Raw genomic sequence first — 16,828 nt, 5'->3', positions numbered from 1 at the left:
GTCAGGACCGCCCTTCGGTGAGAACGGCGACCACGACGGGGTCGTTCAGGCCCCGTACGGTGGTCGCCAGGGTCGCGATGCGCGTGCCCGCCGCGGCCAGCACGACCCAGCCGTCGCCGGCGTCCGCGTGCAGTTCCGGCGGCCCGTCGGGCTGGGCCGCGGTGAGCTCGGCGCCGCGCAGGCAGGCCACCGCGGCGCGGACGCGGGCGGCGGCGACGTCGCCGCTCTCCCCCGCCTGCGCGGCGATCCGCTCGGCCAGCTCCGCGTGCGCCGCGGCCTCCGGCTCCGCGTGCGCGAGCTCCTGCGCTCCGGCGCCGACCGGCGTGATGGCGCAGGCCACCGGCTGCGCGGCGGCGACGCAGAGCGTCAGGCCCGGCACGTGGGCGAGCGCGCTGGTGCCATGCGGCGTGCCGGCGAGCGCGCTGCCATCCGATCCGCCGGCGGCCTCGGTGGTGCCGGCGGGTGCGGCGTGCAGGCGCTGCCGGGCGAGGTCGGTCAGCTCGTCGCCGGGTTCCGCGACGACCGCGACGCTCGCGCCGACCAGGTCACCGAGCCGCCGCTCGACGTACGGGCCGAGCAGCGGCGCCGTCCACGGCCCGCGGCCGTCCTGCTTGCGTACGGCCTGCAGGCGCAGCCCCTCCCAGCGCTCGACGAGCTCGCCGGTCTTGGTGCGCACCGCGATGTCGTAGACGTAGGTGTCGCCGTCCCTGCTCCGCTCGGCGGCGCAGTACCGCACCTCGTCCAGGTCGTCCAGCGCGCGGCCGCCGGGACGTACCCGGTCGATGGCGGTCGGCAGCAGCGTGGCGTCGGGCACGCAGACCTGGTTGCCGTGCATCAGCGCGTCCCGCATGCCGGGGTCGCCGAGCAGCAGCTCGCCCGGCAGGTACCCGGCGAACCACGAGCCGTCCCGCTCCACCGCGAGGTCGGCGTCCACGTGGCGGGCCGCGGCCCGGTGGTAGCGGCGCAGCCGCTGGAAGCGGCTGCCCTGGAAGAGCACCTGGCCGTACAGGTCGGCGTCGGGTTCGAGCGCCACCGGCGGCAGCCCGTCCGGGATCTGGCCGGGCGGCCCCTCGGGGCAGGGCCCGGCGTCGAAGCGGAGCACGGCGCTGAAGTGGTCCACCTCGAACCCGGTCTCCGCGCTGCGGATCGTGACGGCGACCGTGTCGTCGCCGGTGGCGGCGGCGGCGATCCTGAGCGTGGTGCTCCCCTCGGGCGGCACGATGATCGGCCGGGTGAAGGCGGCCCGTTCGATGACGGGCGCCTCCTGGCGGCCGGTGGCGGCGCACGCCACCTGGCTCATGGCCTCCATGCCGATCACGGCGGGGAACAGGAGGTTGCCGTCGAGCAGGTGGTCGGCCAGGTAGAGGTCGGTGCCGGCGTTCAGCTCGACCTCGCTGACCAGCTCCACCCCGTGGTAGCGGATCAGCGGCGTGCCGACGAAGCGCAGCAGCGGCAGCTCGGGTTCGTCGCGCCTGACGGTGGCGACGCCCTCGGTGCGCCCGCTGATCACCACGACGCCCTCGGTGGCGGGGTCGGTGACGAGCCTGCGCATGATCTCCACGCCCTGCTCGACCGGGATGGGCGTGATGCCCTGCTCGGTGAGCCGGTCCACGACCGACAGCCGCTCGCCCATGCCGACGTCGGACCACACCGACCATTCCAGGCACAGGCTCCTGCAGGCCGGGTTGGCCGCCCCGGCCTCGGCGGTGAGCTCGGCCAGCCACTCGTTGGCCGTGGCGTAGTGCGCCTCGCCCTGCAGGCCCGCCCTGCCGATGATGCTGCCCAGCGTGACCAGCAGGCGCAGCCGGCCGGGGTCCACCGCGGCGAGCACGTTGCGCAGGCCGTCCACCTTGGGGGCGAACGTGCGGGCGAAGTCGTCCAGGCCGAGGCCGGCGATGCCGGCGGGGGCGTTGTAGCCGGCGCCGTGCAGGATCGCGGTCACCGGGCCGAGCACCCGCTCGGCCTCCTCGACGGCCCGCCGCACCTGGCCGGGGTCGGCGGCGTCGGCTCTGGCGTAGTGGACGGTCAGGCCGCACTCGGCCATGCGGCGCAGGTTCGCGGCCAGCTCCTCGTCCTGGGCCGGGTCGGAGCGGCCGAGCAGGGCCAGCTTGGCGCCACCCGCCCGACCGCCTGCCGCGCTGCCTGCCGCACCGTCTGCCGCACCGCCTGCCATGGCGATCGCGCACTCGGCGGTGATGCCCTTGCCGCCGCCGGTCACGAGCAGCACGTCGTCCGGTGAGAGCGGGTGCTCCTCGCGCTCCTGGCGGGCCGGCATCGCGCGCAGGGTGGGGACGCGCCGCACGCCGTCGGCGTCGTAGCAGACCTCGGAGAAGTCCGAGGTGGCGGCCACCTCGGCGACCACCTTCCCGATCATCTCGGGTGCCTGCGGTACGTGCACGACGGTGGTGCGCAGCCCGGCGGCCTCCAGGTGGAGCGTCTTGGCCAGCCCGGCGGCGCCCCTGCCGTGCTGGACCAGGACGAACCGGGTGCCGGGGCCCGCCGCGAGCGCGGCCTTGGCGCCGAGCAGTGCCTGCTCCAGGTCCTCCATCGCGCAGTGCGGCGGTAGGCACACCAGCACACCTGAACCGACCTTCTCCTGTTCGAGCGCCTCCCGCAGCGGCTGCGCGAGCGCGGAGCCCGCGGGCGCGAACACCTCCCACCGGCCCTGCTGCTCCTTGGCCACCCGCTTGGGCGCCGGCAGCTCGTCCAGGTCGACCGTGAACGGCCGCACCCACGTGGCCGCGGCGGCGACGCCGCGGGCCCGCTGGTCGCGCGGCTCGGCCGCGAGCCGGTCCAGCGCCTGGCCGAGCTCGCCCAGGGTGGCGGTGGCCACGTTGGGCAGGTGCACGGCGGGCATGCCGAGGTGCTGGGTGGCCTGGTCGAGGATGTGCATGACGGTGACCGAGCTGAGGTGCAGGCCGTCCAGCGGCTTGCTGTCCGCGGTGACCATCTCCAGCGGGAGCTCCACGCGCTCGGCGGCCAGGCGGCGCAGCAGGTCCGTGGTGGACTCGCCGGTCCGCTCCGCGCTCCGCTGCGCGGGCTGCTCCTTGGTGACGGGTCGGGCGACCGCCTTGACGACGGTTTTCGGCGCGGACTCCGCGGGGCTGGCGAAGAACGAGAACTCCGTCCCGATCTCCAGGGGGTGGACGAGGCGGCCGTGGAACAGCTCCTCGTGCGCGACGGGCACGCCGCTCACGTGGGCGGCGGCGACCACGCCGAGCAGCCCCGTCAGCGACTCGCCATCGGTGTCCAGCGCGACCGCGGGCACGTCGGTGAGCTCCCCGGCCAGCCCGCTGAGCACCCGTCCAGGCCCCACCTCGACGAGCAGGTCGAGCCCGGCGGCGGCGACCCGTACGGCCTGGGCGAACAGCACGGGCGCGGTGATCTGGCGCAGCAGCAGCGCGGTGACGTCGGTGTCGCCGTTCAGCTCGGCGCCGGTGACCGTGGAGACCACCCGGCGGGCCGGCGGCGTGAACCGCTCGCCCTCCAGGGCCTTCTCCAGCGCCTGCGCGGCGGGCGCCACCAGCGGCGAGTGGAAGGCGTGCGAGACGTTGAGCTTGGTCCAGGTGAGGCCCTCGCGCGTGGCGGCCTGCCCGACCCGCTCGACCGCGTCGACGGGCCCGGCCACGACGGTCTGGCCGGGCGAGTTGTATCCGGCGATCACCACGGGCAGGTCGCCGATCAGCCGGCGCGCGGCCTCGGGGCCGGCGCGCAGCCCGGCCATCGTGCCGGAGTCGCTGTGCCGCTCCATGGCCTTGCCGCGCTTGCCGGCCACGCGCAGCAGCGCGCCCTCGTCCATCGCGCCGGCCCAGCACAGGGCCGACAGCTCGCCCAGGCTGTGCCCGACGCCGACCTCCGCCTCGATGCCGAGCGCGGACAGCGCGCGGACGCCGGCCATGGAGCCGGTGGCGATGCGCGGCTGGGCGACCGAGGTGGCGACCATGTCGCCGGTGGCGGGCAGGGCGGCCGTCCGGTAGAGCTCGTCCACGCACGGCAGGCGCCTGCGCAGCGCGCCGCCGCCCGTCCCGCGTCCCGAGCCCTGGCCGGGGAAGAGGAAGCCCACGCGGGGCCTGGCCGCGGCGCGGCGCAGCCACGCCTTGCCGTCCGGCGTGAACAGCTCGCTCTCGCCGGAGTCGAGCGCCGTCAGCACCCGCCCGAGCTGCCGCTCGGCGTCCTCGGGCGAGGCGACGACCGCCGCCGCCCGGTACGGCAGGCCGCGCAGCCTGCCGCGCAGCGTCTCGGCCAGGTCGCCGAGCTGGGCGTAGGACACGGCGGGCACGAACGCGGCGGCCTCGGCCACGTGGCCGCGCAGCTCCTCCCAGGAGGCGGCGTCGAAGAGGAAGAGCTCCGCGTCCTGCTGGGCGGTGGCAAGCGCCCTGGTCCTGCTGGACATCCGCCGCCTGGGCGCCTCGGCCTCCAGCACGACGTGGGTGTTGATGCCGCCGAACCCCATGGCGGTGACGCCGGCGCGCAGCGGGCGGCCGTCGGGCCACGGCTCGGCCTGGCGCAGCACCCGCAGCGCGGCGGGCTCCTCGGCGAGCACGGGGTGCGGGTCGACGCAGCCGATGGTCGGCGGCAGCACCTGCTCGTGCACGGCCATGGCGGCCTTGATGAGGCCGGCCACCCCCGCAGCCGCCTTGGCGTGGCCGATCATGCCCTTGATCGAGCCGACGGCGGCCGGCGGCGCCGCCGGGTCGGCGGCGGCCCTGGACTGCGACAGCGCGGTCAGCTCGGTCGCGTCGCCGATGGCCGTCCCCGTGCCGTGCCCCTCGAACAGGGACACGGTCTCGATGCCGAACCCGGCCCGCTCGTACGCGCGCTCCAGGGCCAGCCGGTACCCCTTGACCTCGGGGCGCGTCATGCCGCCCTTGCCGTCGGAGGAGATGCCCCATCCGGCGACCGTGGCGTAGATCCGGTGCCCGGCCGCCAGCGCGTCGGCCTCGCGCATCAGCACCACGATGCCGCAGCCCTCGCCGGGCCAGAACCCGTTGGAGTGCCGGTCGTAGAGCCGGAACTCGCCCTTGGCCAGCGCGCCGGTCTTGGCGAAGCCGATCACCTCGAACGGGTCGATGGACAGGTCGACGCCGCCGGCGACGGCCACGTCGAGCTCGCCGTCGCTGAGCGCCTTGGCCGAGGTGACGACCGACAGCAGCGAGGAGGAGCAGGCGCCGTCCACGATGTAGCCGCCGCCGTGCAGGTCGTAGTGGTTGCAGATGCGCCCGGCGATGGTGTTGGCCAGCCCGCCGGCGAGCGTGTCCTCGTCCACGGGCGGGAACGGGTCCTTGTAGACCTCCTCGTAGCCGGCCAGGAACGTGGCCAGCCGGTCGTCGTCCCAGCCCTGCTCCTTGAGCGCGGCGGCGAGCGTGCGCCTGACGTACGGCCAGCGCAGCCGCATGACGTTGGCGCGGGTGAACTCGCCGGTCAGCGTGTTGCCCATGACGACGCCCGTCCGCGCCCGCGGCAGCCCGCTGCCCTCGGGGAAGCCGGCGTCGGCCAGGGCGCGGCCGGCCATGTCCAGCGCGAGCCAGTGGGTCAGGTCGGTGGAGCGGTACGTGCTGCCCGCGATCCGGTGCGCCAGCCTGTCGAAGGTGTACCCCTCGATGACCGCGGCCGTCCTGGCGTAGAAGGTGTCGGGCGCGGCGGGATCGGGGTTCCAGTAGTCCTCCAGCCGCATGCGCGTGTCGGGCAGCCGGCGGAAGGCCCGGCGCCCGGCGACGGCGTTCTCCCACAGCTCGCGCGGGGAGGCCGCGTCGGGGTAGCGGCAGGCCATGCCGACTATCGCGATCTTCGTCATGCCTTCGCGACCTCTCTCCCTGTGGCGGCGACCGCCTGCTCGGCGGCCGCGGTCACCCTGGCGGCGTCCAGCGCCCTGGACTGGTCCACGATGTGCAGCGCCCAGAGGAAGCCGCCGCGGATCAGGCAGACGGCCGCGGTGGCGAAGAAGATCCCGTAAGGGATGTTCATGCCCATCAGCAGGCCGTACACGAGGGCGACGCCGCCGCCGAAGGCCACCTGGGACAGCGGCCTGGACGGCGTGGTGCCCGGGTCGGTGATCATGTAGTTGGTGAAGAGGATGAACGCGACCCCCGTCATCATGGACAGGCCGCCCAGGATCGAGATGTCGTCGATGAGCAGCCCGCGCACGATCGCCTGCAGCGCGAAGCCGCCCACCCAGGCGCCGATCAGCCACATGCGGTTGGTCAGCTTGCCGTTGAGCATGGTGCCGCCGACGATGATGATCGCCGGGATGATCCAGTCGATCGGGTTGTAGACGTTCTCGGTGAAGTGGTACGGCGGCGCGATGCTGGCCCAGGGGAAGACGAGCAGGATCACCGCGATGCCGAGGTTGGAGGGGTTCATGAAGTGCCGCAGCCGGCCGCGGACCGGCGCCCTGAGCACCCACTTGGCCCCGACGGCCACGGTGACGCCGAACATCATGACCAGCACCTGGTCGTTGACGTAGGTCAGCATGTTGAGGGCGATCGAGGTGATGTGCGCGGGCAGGAGGAACTCCATGAGGCCGCGCGCGCCGTTGCCGAGGAAGCGCGGCGCCCTGCCCTCGGCCCGGGCGCCGATGATCTCCAGCACGATCTCGACGGTGTAGCCCGTGGCCAGCGCCACGAACGGCCAGGTCCACGGCTGCTCGAAGCCGAACCAGGTGTAGCCGAGGACGTTGAACACCGTGATGGAGATGGCGAACCTGCGCAGCGCGGTGATGACCTTCGGATCGTGACCCGGCTTCTTGGTGACCGCCTTGTCTGCCATGTCGTCACTTCTCCTTCGCGGACGTGCCGAGCTGGACGGCGTGCCAGCCGGGGGTGAGCTGGAGGTCCTGGCTGCGCGGCTGGCCGGTGCGGTCGCGCCAGGTCAGGCGCACCTGCAGCGGCCCTGTCACGTTCTGGCCCAGGCCGAGGTGGATGGCGTGCGCGCGCTTGCCGGAGTGGCCGCTGCCGCCGTCCACGCGGCCGACGAGGGTGCGCCCGTCCTGGGTGGTGACGGTGGCCTGCGCGCCGATCGCCGGGGAGCCGGCGGCAGATCCGGCGGCAGATCCGGCGGCAGGGTCCTCGTGGGTGAGCCGCAGCCCGAGGAAGGCGCCCTTGGAGGTGCTGGTGTTCTGGTAGAAGATCGGCGCGTCGAACTGCCGCGCCACGGCGAAGTCGATCAGGCCGTCGCCGTTGGCGTCACCGGTCGCGATGCCGCGGGTGGGCACCGGCACGGCCAGCCCGAGCTCCTGCGACAGGTCGGCGTAGCGCCCCTTCCCGTCGGGCGCGAAGAACGCCAGGTGCTGGCTGCCCGCGATGTCGCCGCCCTCGGTGACGTTGGGCCACGACTTCGGGTTGCTGGTGATCTGGTCGTTGGCGGCCGCCAGCTCCTGCAGGGGCGGCCAGCGGTTGACGTCGCCCTTGACGAAGCCGGTCGCCTGGACGATCTCGAGCTCGCCGTCGTTGTCGAAGTCCTCGATCTTGGGGTCCCAGCCCCAGCCCGACCAGGCGGTACGCAGCTCGGCGCTGAGGTCCTGCCAGGGGGCCGCGCCGCTCTTGAGCTGGGCCCGCAGGTCGTCCTTGCTCTTCGCCGTGGAGATGAACTGGAAGTTGCTCTCCTGGATGCCGTACGGCGTGGTGATGTTGCTGACGAAGAAGTCGAAGATGCCGTCGTGGTTGAAGTCGCCGGCGTCGGAGCCCATGCCCTTGAAGGAGTCGTCGCCGAGGACCTTGGACTTGGGCACGCCGGGGCCGCGCACGGCCTCGACCCGGGAGAAGGAGATCGTGCCGGGCTTGGAGGTGTTGTAGAGCAGGTGGTCGTGGCCGAAGTCGTTGTTCAGCATCAGCTCGGGCAGCGTGTCGCCGTCCAGGTCGACGGAGGTCGCGCCGAGCTCCCAGCCCGTGGACAGGTCCTTGGGCAGCACGTCGCCGAGGGTGGTGAAGCTCGCGGTGGGCCGGTCGCCTGACGTGCCCGCCGTCCAGCGGAAGAAGTAGTTCCTGCCGCCGTTGACCGCGTTGGACAGCGAGTCGTTCATCTCCACGCCGCCGTCCTTGCCGCTGTCGAGCACGGGGCTGCCGTCGGGGAAGTAGTTGCCGACGAAGATGTCGGGCCTGCCGTCGCCGTCGAAGTCGGCGACCGTGGCCACGTTGCTGTTCCACAGCTCGCCGCGGTAGGCGCCGCCGCCCGGGGACGCGGGCACGAGCTCGGTGGCGTGGAAGGCGTCCGCGCCGAGCGTGGTCGCGGTCGAGCGCTGCAGGTGCAGCGTCGGCGTGCGGCCCCACCAGTACACCAGCAGGTCCGTCCTGCCGTCCTGGTTGTAGTCGGCGGGGACGGCGCCCATGGGGGCCATGGCCTCGTTCATCGGCAGGGAGCCGTAGGCGAGCTCGAACGGCTGGTACCGGGCGGTTCCCTGGCCGGGGGCCGGGGTGACGACCACCTGGTCGGTACGGGTGTCGACGATGACGAGGTCGTCGTCGCGGCCGTTGCCGTCGAGGTCGTTCATCGCGATCGCCGCGCCGACCGAGGAGATCCACGCGTCGATGTGCTTGTAGGCCTTGTTCACCTTGCGGATCGTCTGCTGGGGAGCCCCGCCCGGCATCGCGATGCTCATGGGCGCGAAGCCGTACGCGCCGGCCAGTTGCTCCCGGTCCGCCTGCGACGCGAAGGTCGGGCGGCCCACGAGGAACACGGCGATCATCAGGACCAGGGCGATGACGCCCGCGAGCTGCTTGCGCAGCCATGCGGCCACCACTGTCACGGGGTAACACCTCCAAAGGAGTGAAGACTGTCGGCGATGCGCGCGCGCCAGGTCTCGTACGCGGGCAGGGCGCCGGGCGCCGGCGCGACGCCGGCCTCTCGCACGGCGGCGGGCTCCGGCGCGACGCCGGGCTCCCGCACGGCGGCGGGCTCCCGCACGGCGGCGGGCTCCCGCACGGCGGCCGGTTCCGGCGCGGCGGGCCGGGTCTCGCGGCAGAGCGTGGCCGCCCGCAGCGCGCTCGTCCCGCACAGCACGTGCGCGGCCAGCTCGTTGTGCGGGGACAGCAGGCCGGCGCGGATCCTGGCCTCGGCGGCGAACGCGCTGCCCTGGGCGAGCTGGGGAGCGTGCTCGCCCGCCCGCCGGCGCAGCTCGCGCAGCTCGGACTCGCCGGCGCCGCCGGCGTAGGTGGCCGCCAGGCCGGTCCCGCTGTACAGGTCGGCCCTGCGCTCCCGGGGGAAGCCCTCGATCAGGGAGGTGACCCTGTCCACGTCCGTGCCGCCGACGAACCACAGCGCACGTCCGATGCCCTGGTCGATGGCGCGGGCGGCGTAGCTCTCGTACCCGGGCGGCCAGGAGAAGCGCGGCTCCTGGTACTGCTCGTACACGTACCGCCGGGTGTGGAAGTAGGCCTGGTGGAAGCCGTAGCCGTCGTGCACGAGCCACAGCAGCAGCGGGTCGAGCCGCCGGCTCGACGGCCACAGGAAGCGGGGCAGCCGCGCCATGGCCCACCCGATCCCGACGTAGATCATGTAGTTGTGCCTGTCGCCCGCGCCGCTCAGGAACTGCCGGGTCCTGCGCAGGTCGGAGAAGGCCAGGCAGTCCAGGACGGCCAGGCCCATGCCCGCGCCCTCGTAGGCGAAGCCCTTGAACCTCGCCGGCACCTGCTCGAGTCGCTGCTCGGCCTCGGCGAGGCTGCCCGCCCCCACGGCGTGGGCGTAGCCGGCGAGAAAGCTCTCGCCGACGGTCTCCAGCAATTCTTTGGCCGCCGCGTCCTTGACCGGGAAACCGCGCCTTTCGAGCGTGGTCTCCCGGATGTTGGGCGTCAGAATTTTCTGCCTCAATGACCGCAACACACTGGCCAAAATCGCCCTCCAACCTTGTGGTCAGATAAACTCTTACTAATTAGCCCATCCGGTCCAACAGTCGGACAACTCCGGATTTGCTCAGCTCAGAGGGCGTTTCCGCGCAGCGTCGAGCCACGCACCGAGCCAGGTGGGAATTTCGCGGTCAGCGGCCGGCTTTTTCCGTGGAGAAATGCGCGCGGATGCGGCCGCGCCAGATCTCGTAGTCGTCATCGGCCGTGTCGTCCGCGAGCGCGACCGTGTCCGGCACGGAAAGGCCGGTGAGCACCGCGCCCGCCGCTTCGCTGTGCGCCGGCAGGAAACCCGCGTAATGGCGCGCCTTCACCGCGAACACCGATCCCTGGGCCAGGTGCGCCCGGTGCTCGCCCGCCTCCTCGCCCAGCGCGTCCAGCGCCGCGCCGTCGCAGCCGCCCGCGAACGTGGCGGCCAGGCCGACGCCGCTCCACAGGTCGGGCTGCCGGTGGGAGGCGAAGGCCCGCACCGCCGCCGACACGTCGCCGGCCCGCGCCCCGTGGATGAACCACAGCGCGCGCCCGATCCCCTGGTCGGCCGCGCGCGTGAAGTAGCCGGGATCGCCCAGCCACGGGTACGGCTCCGGCACCCGCTGCCCCTCCACCCACGTGCGGGTGTGGAAGTAGGCCAGGTCGAAGCCGTACCCGTCGACCGCCAGCCAGCTCATCGTCGGGTGGTACGGCGTGCCGGACAGGTCGGGCAGCACCTTCTTCCACAGCGGCCTGGGCAGGCGCGCCATGGCGAAGCCGATGCCGATGTAGGCCAGGAAGATGTGCGGCTGGCCGGGGCCGAGCAGCAGGTCGCGGGTGCGGCGGGCGCCGCCGCCCGGCATGACGTCGCGCACGGTGAACGCCATGGTCGCGCCCTCGTAGGCGAAGCCGCGCAGCTCCGGGTCCACCATGGCCAGCCTGCGCTCCACCTCCCCCTGGTCACGGGCGTCGATGCCCCATTCGAAGCCGCACACCACGGCCTGGGGGATGGCCTCCAGGCGGGCCGTCGCCGCCGAGGTCGCGCCGGGGAAGCCGCGCCGGGCGAACGTCACCTCTTCCAGGGAAGGGGCCAGGACGAGCCTGCGCAGCGAGCCGAGCAACGTGGACATGGTCGCCTCCTTTAGGACCACGGCGCTACGGGGTACCAGGGGATGATCTCCCTGCGGGCCAGCAGCCGCAGGTCCCAGTACAGGAAGGTGAACACGCCCGCCACGATCAGGGTGGCCGCGGTCACCGCGGCGACGCGGCCCGGCCTGGCCTGCAGCCAGCGCCGAAGGCCGCCGCCGAACCGCGCCACGATCAGGAACAGCACCGCCATGAGCACGACGTTGCCCAGGGACTGCAGGGTGAAGGCGGCCGCGCCGTACAGGGGGTTGCCGCTCTCCGCCGCGTGCCTGAACAGGTGTCGGAACAGCGGGAAGGGACGCCCGATGAGGAAACCGCCGATCAGCGCGCCCAGGAACACCAGGCGGGCGCGCGGCGCGCGGGCGAACGGGTCGGGCACCAGCCCGATCGCGGCCAGGCCCAGGTAGAGCATGGCCAGGCCGATGACGCCGAAGACCACCATCGACTGGATGCTGCGCGGTGACAGGGCGCCGGCGACGTTCTGGGCGGTGGAGAACTGCGGCATCGCGACGCCGACTGCGCCCACGACCGCGCCGTAGAGCGCCGACACGGCGGTCATGCCCGCGCCCAGCCACCCCAGCGGCGCCAGCAGGCGCCTGGTCTGCCCGCCCTCCGACACCATCGGCGCCACCGCGCCGAAGACCGCGATGTTGCAGGCGGTGAACGTGCCGGCCAGGCCGCTGACGAAGGCGAAGACGACACCGGCCGCGACGCCCGCGAGGGGCCGCTCCCCCGCGCCCTCGCCGAGCAGGGTGTCGGTCACGGCGCCGCCGATGGTGGTGTCGACGAAGCTCGCCGACCACACGACCGTGAGCAGGAACCCCGCCAGGGAGCTCATCGTGACCAGCAGCCACCTCCTGCGCGGCGCCTGCGCGCCCGCCGGTGGTGCCTCGACCCTCGCCGTCTCGCTCATCCCGGACCTCCGCGGTTGTCGATCGTCGCTCCCAGGATGAGCCGGAAGGTGATCTCGGGCAACGGCCCGCCGCCGCTGATCACCACAGATCGCGCCCGGCTGACCAGCCGCTCAGCCGCCAGCCGTCGCGCCCGCCCGCGGGCAGCGGCCCGCGCGACGGCCGCCCGGACGCGGCCCATCGCGTGTCCCGGTCCTCCTCGCCCCGCGCCGCGCGGGCGTTCCGCGTCACGCACCGGGCGACGGCGGCGGCGATCGCCTCCAGCTCCTCGGGGGTCGCCATGCCCCGCACCACGGTCAGCTCCATACCATCGACGATCACCCGCGCGGGCGGGCGGCGGCAACTTCCCGCATGCCCTGCCGCCAGGGCCGTGCCATCAGGGCACTGACGGCAGGGCACTGACGGCAGGACCCTGCCGTCAGGGCCGGGGCTGGTTGCCGAACTCCTGGATCAGGGGGAGGTCGGCGCGCCCGGTGATGTTGAGCTTGCGGTAGGTCCTCGTCAGGTGCTGCTCGACCGTGCTGACGGTGATGTACAGCCTGTCGGCGATCTCATGGTTGGTGTATCCCGCCGCCGCCAGGGCCGCCACGCGCCGCTCGGCCCCGCTCAGCGCGCCGATCACGGCGCCGGACAGCGGCGCCGGAACGTCGTCCGACTCCGTCGCCCGGCTCAGCGCGGCGATCATCGGGGTGGCGTGGCACTCCTCCGCCGCGGCCAGGGCCCGGCCGGCGATGGTGCGGGAGCGCCTGCTGTCCCCAAGCGCGTCGTAGGCCTCCGCCAGATCGGACAGGGCTCTGGCCAGCTCGTACTTGTCGCCGGCCAGTTGCAGGTACTCCGTGGCCTGCCTGAGCAGCGCGGGGCGGCGCTGCGGCTCGGCGCCCGCGGCCCGCAGGCGCAGGCCGATGCCCCTGGCGCGGTGCGCGGCGTGATCGCAGGCGTCCAGGTGAGCCTCGATGAGGTGCATGGCCTCCTCCGCCTGGCCCACGCGCAGGCACGCCTCGCCCGCGTCCGCCCGCCACGGGATCATGGACGGGTTGTCCAGACCCCAGGCCGTCATCAGGTCGCCGCAGCGCAGGAAGTCGTGGATGGCCAGGGTGAAGCTCTCGGCGGCCAGGTTGTAGCGGCCGCGGGCGTGCAGGTAGTGCAGGCCGTACCTGGTCTGGAACATCGCCTTAGGCACCGGGCGGTCGAGGTACTCGCGCACGGCGTCCTGGCGGCCCATCGCCGTGAGCGCGTTGATCATGCTCGCCAGCGGGCCGCCGATGGCCACGCCCCAGCTGCTCATCGGGATCGTCTCCAGCGCGGTGCGGGCGTGCCGCTCGGCGGCGGGCAGGTCGCCCTGCCGGATCGAGATCTCGGCGCGGATCGCCGCCAGCCTGGCCTGCCTGCTCGGCGCCTGCCTGGCCGAGGCCTCCGCGCTGAACTGGTCGCACAGCGGGGCCGCGCGCCCGCAGCGGCCGGCGTAGGTGAGCGCGAGCAGCGAGTTCTCCACCACGTCCATGGACATCTCGTCCAGGTGGGTGTTCTCCAGGATGCGCTCGACGGTTGCCAGGCTGGCCTCGCGCGGGCCGCGGGTGACCACCTCGGCCAAGGCCAGGGTCGACTCCATCCGCCTGCTGACGGCCCCCGACACCATGCCGGCCAGCACGTCCGCCTTGCGCGGGTAGCGCGTGTGCGCGACGAGCGGCGGGTGGGTGGCGCGCAGCCAGAGCTGGGTGACCAGGAGCTCGGCCCGGGTCTCGTGGTCGGCCGCGTCCATCTCGCTCGTCAGGCGCTCCAGCACCTCGCGGGCGTCCTCGAAGCGCCCGTGCCACAGCAGGGCACGGGCCAGCACGATCGCGTCGCTGCCGCGCAGGCTGCCCTTGGTCAGGGCCTCGGTGAGCAGGTCGAGGTTGCCCGCGGAGGCGGCGGGGTTGAGCCGCCACTGCGCGCGGACGAGCATCGTCATGATCTTGGCGCGGCGGGACTCGTCCGCGCACTCGCGCCAGGCCAGCTTCAGGTAGGAGATGGCCTCCTCGACCCGGCCCTCGCGCAGGGCGATCATGGCGGCCTCCTCCAGCGTGGGCACCACCCAGGAGGCGTCGATCGCGGTGGCGTGCAGCAGCAGGTCGGCGACCACGCACGGCGGCAGGCCCCTGGTGTAGGCGAGCTCGGCCGCGCCGCGGTACAGCTCGCGCCGCCGGTCGAGCTCGGTGCCGGCCAGGACGGCCGACCTGACGGCCTCGTGGCGGAACGCGCCGGAGTCCAGCAGGCCGATCGCCGCCATCGCGGCCAGCTCCCTGCTGACGTCGAAGCCGGGCAGCCCGAGCAGCTCCTCCAGCCCCTCGCGCCCGCCGAGGATGGCCAGCCCCTGCGCCACCTGCGCCGTACGCGGATGGCCGCGCCGCAGGCACTCGCGCACGGCCTGGTCGAACTGCTCGCCGACGACCAGCTCGGCGGGCGGCGCGTCGGCGGTGCGCAGGAACCTCCGGTAGTCCTCGGCCAGCGCGCCGGCCAGCAGGGGGTTGCCACCGCTGAGCGCGTACCAGCCGTCGATGAAGCGGTCCACGGCGCCCAGGCCGACCCGTCCCGCCATCAGCGCGGCCACGCCGCGGCGCGACAGCGGCGACAGCCGCAGCCGCCGGCAGTGCGGCAGGCGCAGCACGTCGGTGCCGAACATGTCGTCGTGCGGGAAGCCGTCGTTGTGCGCGAACACCGTCACGGCCTTGGAGCCCCTGACCCTGCGCGCCATGTAGGCCAGGCAGATGAGCGAGGCCCGGTCGGCGTGGTGCACGTCGTCGACGAGGATGACCAGCGGGTAGCGCTCCGACTGCTCCAGCAGCACCGTGATCAGCGCGTGCACCACCTGCTCCTCCAGGAGCAGCTCGCTGCCGGCGCGCTCGGTGGCGCTCCTGCGGCCCTCCTCGATCAGGCGGTCGGCGCGCTCGCGCTCCCCCCGCACCAGCGGCGTGTCCTGGATGAGCTGGCGCAGCACGCCGAGCTGCAGGCCCTGCTCCATCCTGGACGCGGTCGCCGTGATCGCCAGGGCGCCCACGTCGATCGCCCGCTCGGCCAGGGCATCCAGCAGCGCGCTCTTGCCCATCGCCGGCGGCCCGCTGACGAGGGCGATCTTCCCCTCGCCCAGCGCCGCGCCGGCGATGAGCGTCTCAAGACATGACAGCTCTTCCTGCCGCTCGATCAGTGCCATGGCCGGATCCCGATCTCTATCGTTTCGCCATCACGCGTCTGAGCCTGGGCGGCCCGAGACGCCGGCCACGGCGCCCGTCCTCATGCCCGTCCACATGCCCGTCCACGCGCCCGTCCTCGCACGCGCCACCGGGGAGCAGCCCGTCACGCCGCGCCCTGGCCACCGAGGAGCCGACGGCGGCCAGCGCGGCGGCGCACACGTCCGGCTCGATCCCCACGCCCCAGACCGGGTCACCGTCCAGCTCGCACTCGGCGTACACGGTGATCTCCTCGCCCCGCCGCACCGACGCCCCGCCCATGAGCCGCACCACCCGCGTCACCAGGCCGCGCCGCTCGAGCGCCGACCGCAGCGACGCGACCGTCTCGGTCCAGTCGGCGCCGTCGGGCTCGCCGTCGATGTGCAGGGTGGCCACCGCGCCGGGAGCCTCGAACGCGGGGACGCAGGGCACGACGTACTCGTCGGCGAACGCCTCCATGATCCGTTCCGGCGCCACCTCGCCACCGGCGTCGTCGGCCAGCGACTGGACGAGCCGGGCGAACTCGGCCTGCAGCCCTCGGGGCAGGTTCATCCCGTAGCGGGAGCTCATCACGTACGCGGCGCCGCCCTTGCCGGACTGGCTGGTCACCCGCACCACCGCCTCGTAGGTCCGGCCCACGTCCTGCGGATCCACCAGCAGGTACGGCACCGCCCACGGCAGCTCGGACCGGTCGCGCCCGGCGACCGCCGCCTGCGTGGCCATGGCGTCGAAGCCCTTCTTGATCGCGTCCTGGTGGCCGCCGGAGAAGGCCGTGTAGACCAGGTCGCCGCCGTAGGGGTGGCGCGGCGAGATCGCGATGCCGGTGCACTCCTCGACGATGCGGCGCACGCCGTCCAGGTCGCCGAAGTCGATGCCGGGGTCGATGCCCTGGGCCGCCAGGTTCAGCCCCAGGGTGACCAGGCAGACGTTGCCGGCGCGCTCGCCGTTGCCGAACAGGCAGCCCTCGACGCGTCCGGCGCCCGCCAGCATGGCCAGCTCCGCCGCCGCCACGCCCGTGCCCCTGTCGTTGTGCGGGTGCACCGACAGGCAGCGGAAGGCGCGGCGGCTCAGGTGGCGGTCCATCCACTCGATCTGGTCGGCGAACAGGTTCGGCGACCAGCGCTCGACGGTGGTCGGGAAGTTGAGGGTGATCGGCCGGTCGGGGCCCGGCTGCCAGGCGTCCATGACGGCCTCGCAGATCTCCACGGAGAAGTCCAGCTCGGTGTCGCTGAAGTGCTCGGGCGAGTACTGGAAGCGCAGGTCGCACCCGTCGAGCAGGGAGTCGGCATATTTCATGACCAGGTGGGTGCCGTGGACGGCCAGGTCCTTGCACTCCTGGCGGTTCACGCCGAGCACCAGCCGCCTGACGGCCGGCGAGGTGGCGTTGTAGAGGTGCAGCGTGGCCCTGGAGGCGCCGCGCAGGCTCGCCATCGTGGCCTCGATGAGCTCCTCCCGCGCGGGCGTCAGCACCGAGATCACCACGTCGTCGGGGATCAGGGCGCGCTCGATGAGCAGGCGTACGAAGTCGTGCTCGTCCCGGCTCGCCGCGGGGAAGCCGATCTCGATCTCCTTGTAGCCCATGCCCACGAGCAGGTCGAACATGACCAGCTTGCGCTCGGGCGACATGGGCCTGGACAGCGCCTGGTTGCCGTCACGCAGATCGGTCGAGAGCCAGCGAGGCGGCGCGCTGAGGGTGGCGTCCGGCCAGGAACGGCCGTCGAGCGGGATCCGCGGGGGCGAGCTGTACCTGGTGGCTTTCATGTCG

Annotated in this window: 9 protein-coding genes; all 9 read right to left on the bottom strand. The window is 73.5% G+C overall.

Going from position 1 to position 16,828, the window contains the following annotated elements:
* Position 1 precedes the first annotated feature (1 nt).
* Positions 2-5,794 (bottom strand): SDR family NAD(P)-dependent oxidoreductase, encoded by a 5,793-nt coding sequence (locus ACBJ32_RS04525; RefSeq protein WP_375125542.1) that lies wholly within the window; start codon positions 5,792-5,794, stop codon positions 2-4.
* Positions 5,791-6,765 (bottom strand): enediyne biosynthesis protein, encoded by a 975-nt coding sequence (locus ACBJ32_RS04520; RefSeq protein WP_375125541.1) that lies wholly within the window; start codon positions 6,763-6,765, stop codon positions 5,791-5,793. The genes ACBJ32_RS04525 and ACBJ32_RS04520 overlap by 4 nt, the downstream gene beginning before the upstream one ends.
* A 4-nt stretch (positions 6,766-6,769) precedes the next feature.
* Positions 6,770-8,740 carry a CRTAC1 family protein gene (locus tag ACBJ32_RS04515; protein WP_375125540.1) on the bottom strand — a complete coding sequence of 657 codons (1,971 nt, stop codon included), beginning with the start codon at positions 8,738-8,740 and terminating at the stop codon, positions 6,770-6,772.
* Entirely contained in the window at positions 8,737-9,801 is a 1,065-nt protein-coding gene (locus ACBJ32_RS04510; RefSeq protein ID WP_375125539.1) for a DUF1702 family protein, read from the bottom strand. Before ACBJ32_RS04510 ends, ACBJ32_RS04515 begins: the two co-directional genes overlap by 4 nt.
* A gap of 166 nt (positions 9,802-9,967) precedes the next feature.
* On the bottom strand, positions 9,968-10,933 hold the full coding sequence (locus ACBJ32_RS04505; protein WP_375125538.1) for a DUF1702 family protein: 966 nt from the start codon (positions 10,931-10,933) through the stop codon (positions 9,968-9,970).
* Between the two features lie 11 nt (positions 10,934-10,944).
* Positions 10,945-11,862, bottom strand: a complete 918-nt coding sequence (locus tag ACBJ32_RS04500; protein WP_375125537.1) for a hypothetical protein — start codon at positions 11,860-11,862, stop codon at positions 10,945-10,947.
* Positions 11,863-11,941: 79 nt separating this feature from the next.
* On the bottom strand, positions 11,942-12,166 hold the full coding sequence (locus ACBJ32_RS04495) for an acyl-CoA carboxylase subunit epsilon (RefSeq protein ID WP_375125536.1): 225 nt from the start codon (positions 12,164-12,166) through the stop codon (positions 11,942-11,944).
* Between the two features lie 112 nt (positions 12,167-12,278).
* Complete coding sequence (locus ACBJ32_RS04490; RefSeq protein WP_375125535.1) at positions 12,279-15,047, bottom strand: AAA family ATPase; 2,769 nt, start codon at positions 15,045-15,047, stop codon at positions 12,279-12,281.
* A 16-nt stretch (positions 15,048-15,063) separates the two neighbouring features.
* Entirely contained in the window at positions 15,064-16,824 is a 1,761-nt protein-coding gene (locus tag ACBJ32_RS04485) for a 2-isopropylmalate synthase (RefSeq protein ID WP_375125534.1), read from the bottom strand.
* Positions 16,825-16,828 lie beyond the last annotated feature (4 nt).

The sequence above is a fragment of the Nonomuraea sp. GTA35 genome (assembly GCF_041950525.1).
GTDB lineage: Bacteria > Actinomycetota > Actinomycetes > Streptosporangiales > Streptosporangiaceae > Nonomuraea.
Note: the sequence above shows the minus strand (reverse complement) of the source record. Positions and strands in the feature narration are given on the sequence as shown.

Bases quoted from the DNA above. Each gene is read 5' to 3' on its own strand.
- ACBJ32_RS04525 (WP_375125542.1), bottom strand. From the start codon at position 5,794: ATGACGAAGATCGCGATAGTCGGCATGGCCTGCCGCTACCCCGACGCG.
- ACBJ32_RS04520 (WP_375125541.1), bottom strand. From the start codon at position 6,765: ATGGCAGACAAGGCGGTCACCAAGAAGCCGGGTCACGATCCGAAGGTC.
- ACBJ32_RS04505 (WP_375125538.1), bottom strand. From the start codon at position 10,933: ATGTCCACGTTGCTCGGCTCGCTGCGCAGGCTCGTCCTGGCCCCTTCC.
- ACBJ32_RS04500 (WP_375125537.1), bottom strand. From the start codon at position 11,862: ATGAGCGAGACGGCGAGGGTCGAGGCACCACCGGCGGGCGCGCAGGCG.
- ACBJ32_RS04495 (WP_375125536.1), bottom strand. From the start codon at position 12,166: ATGGAGCTGACCGTGGTGCGGGGCATGGCGACCCCCGAGGAGCTGGAG.
- ACBJ32_RS04490 (WP_375125535.1), bottom strand. From the start codon at position 15,047: ATGGCACTGATCGAGCGGCAGGAAGAGCTGTCATGTCTTGAGACGCTC.
- ACBJ32_RS04485 (WP_375125534.1), bottom strand. From the start codon at position 16,824: ATGAAAGCCACCAGGTACAGCTCGCCCCCGCGGATCCCGCTCGACGGC.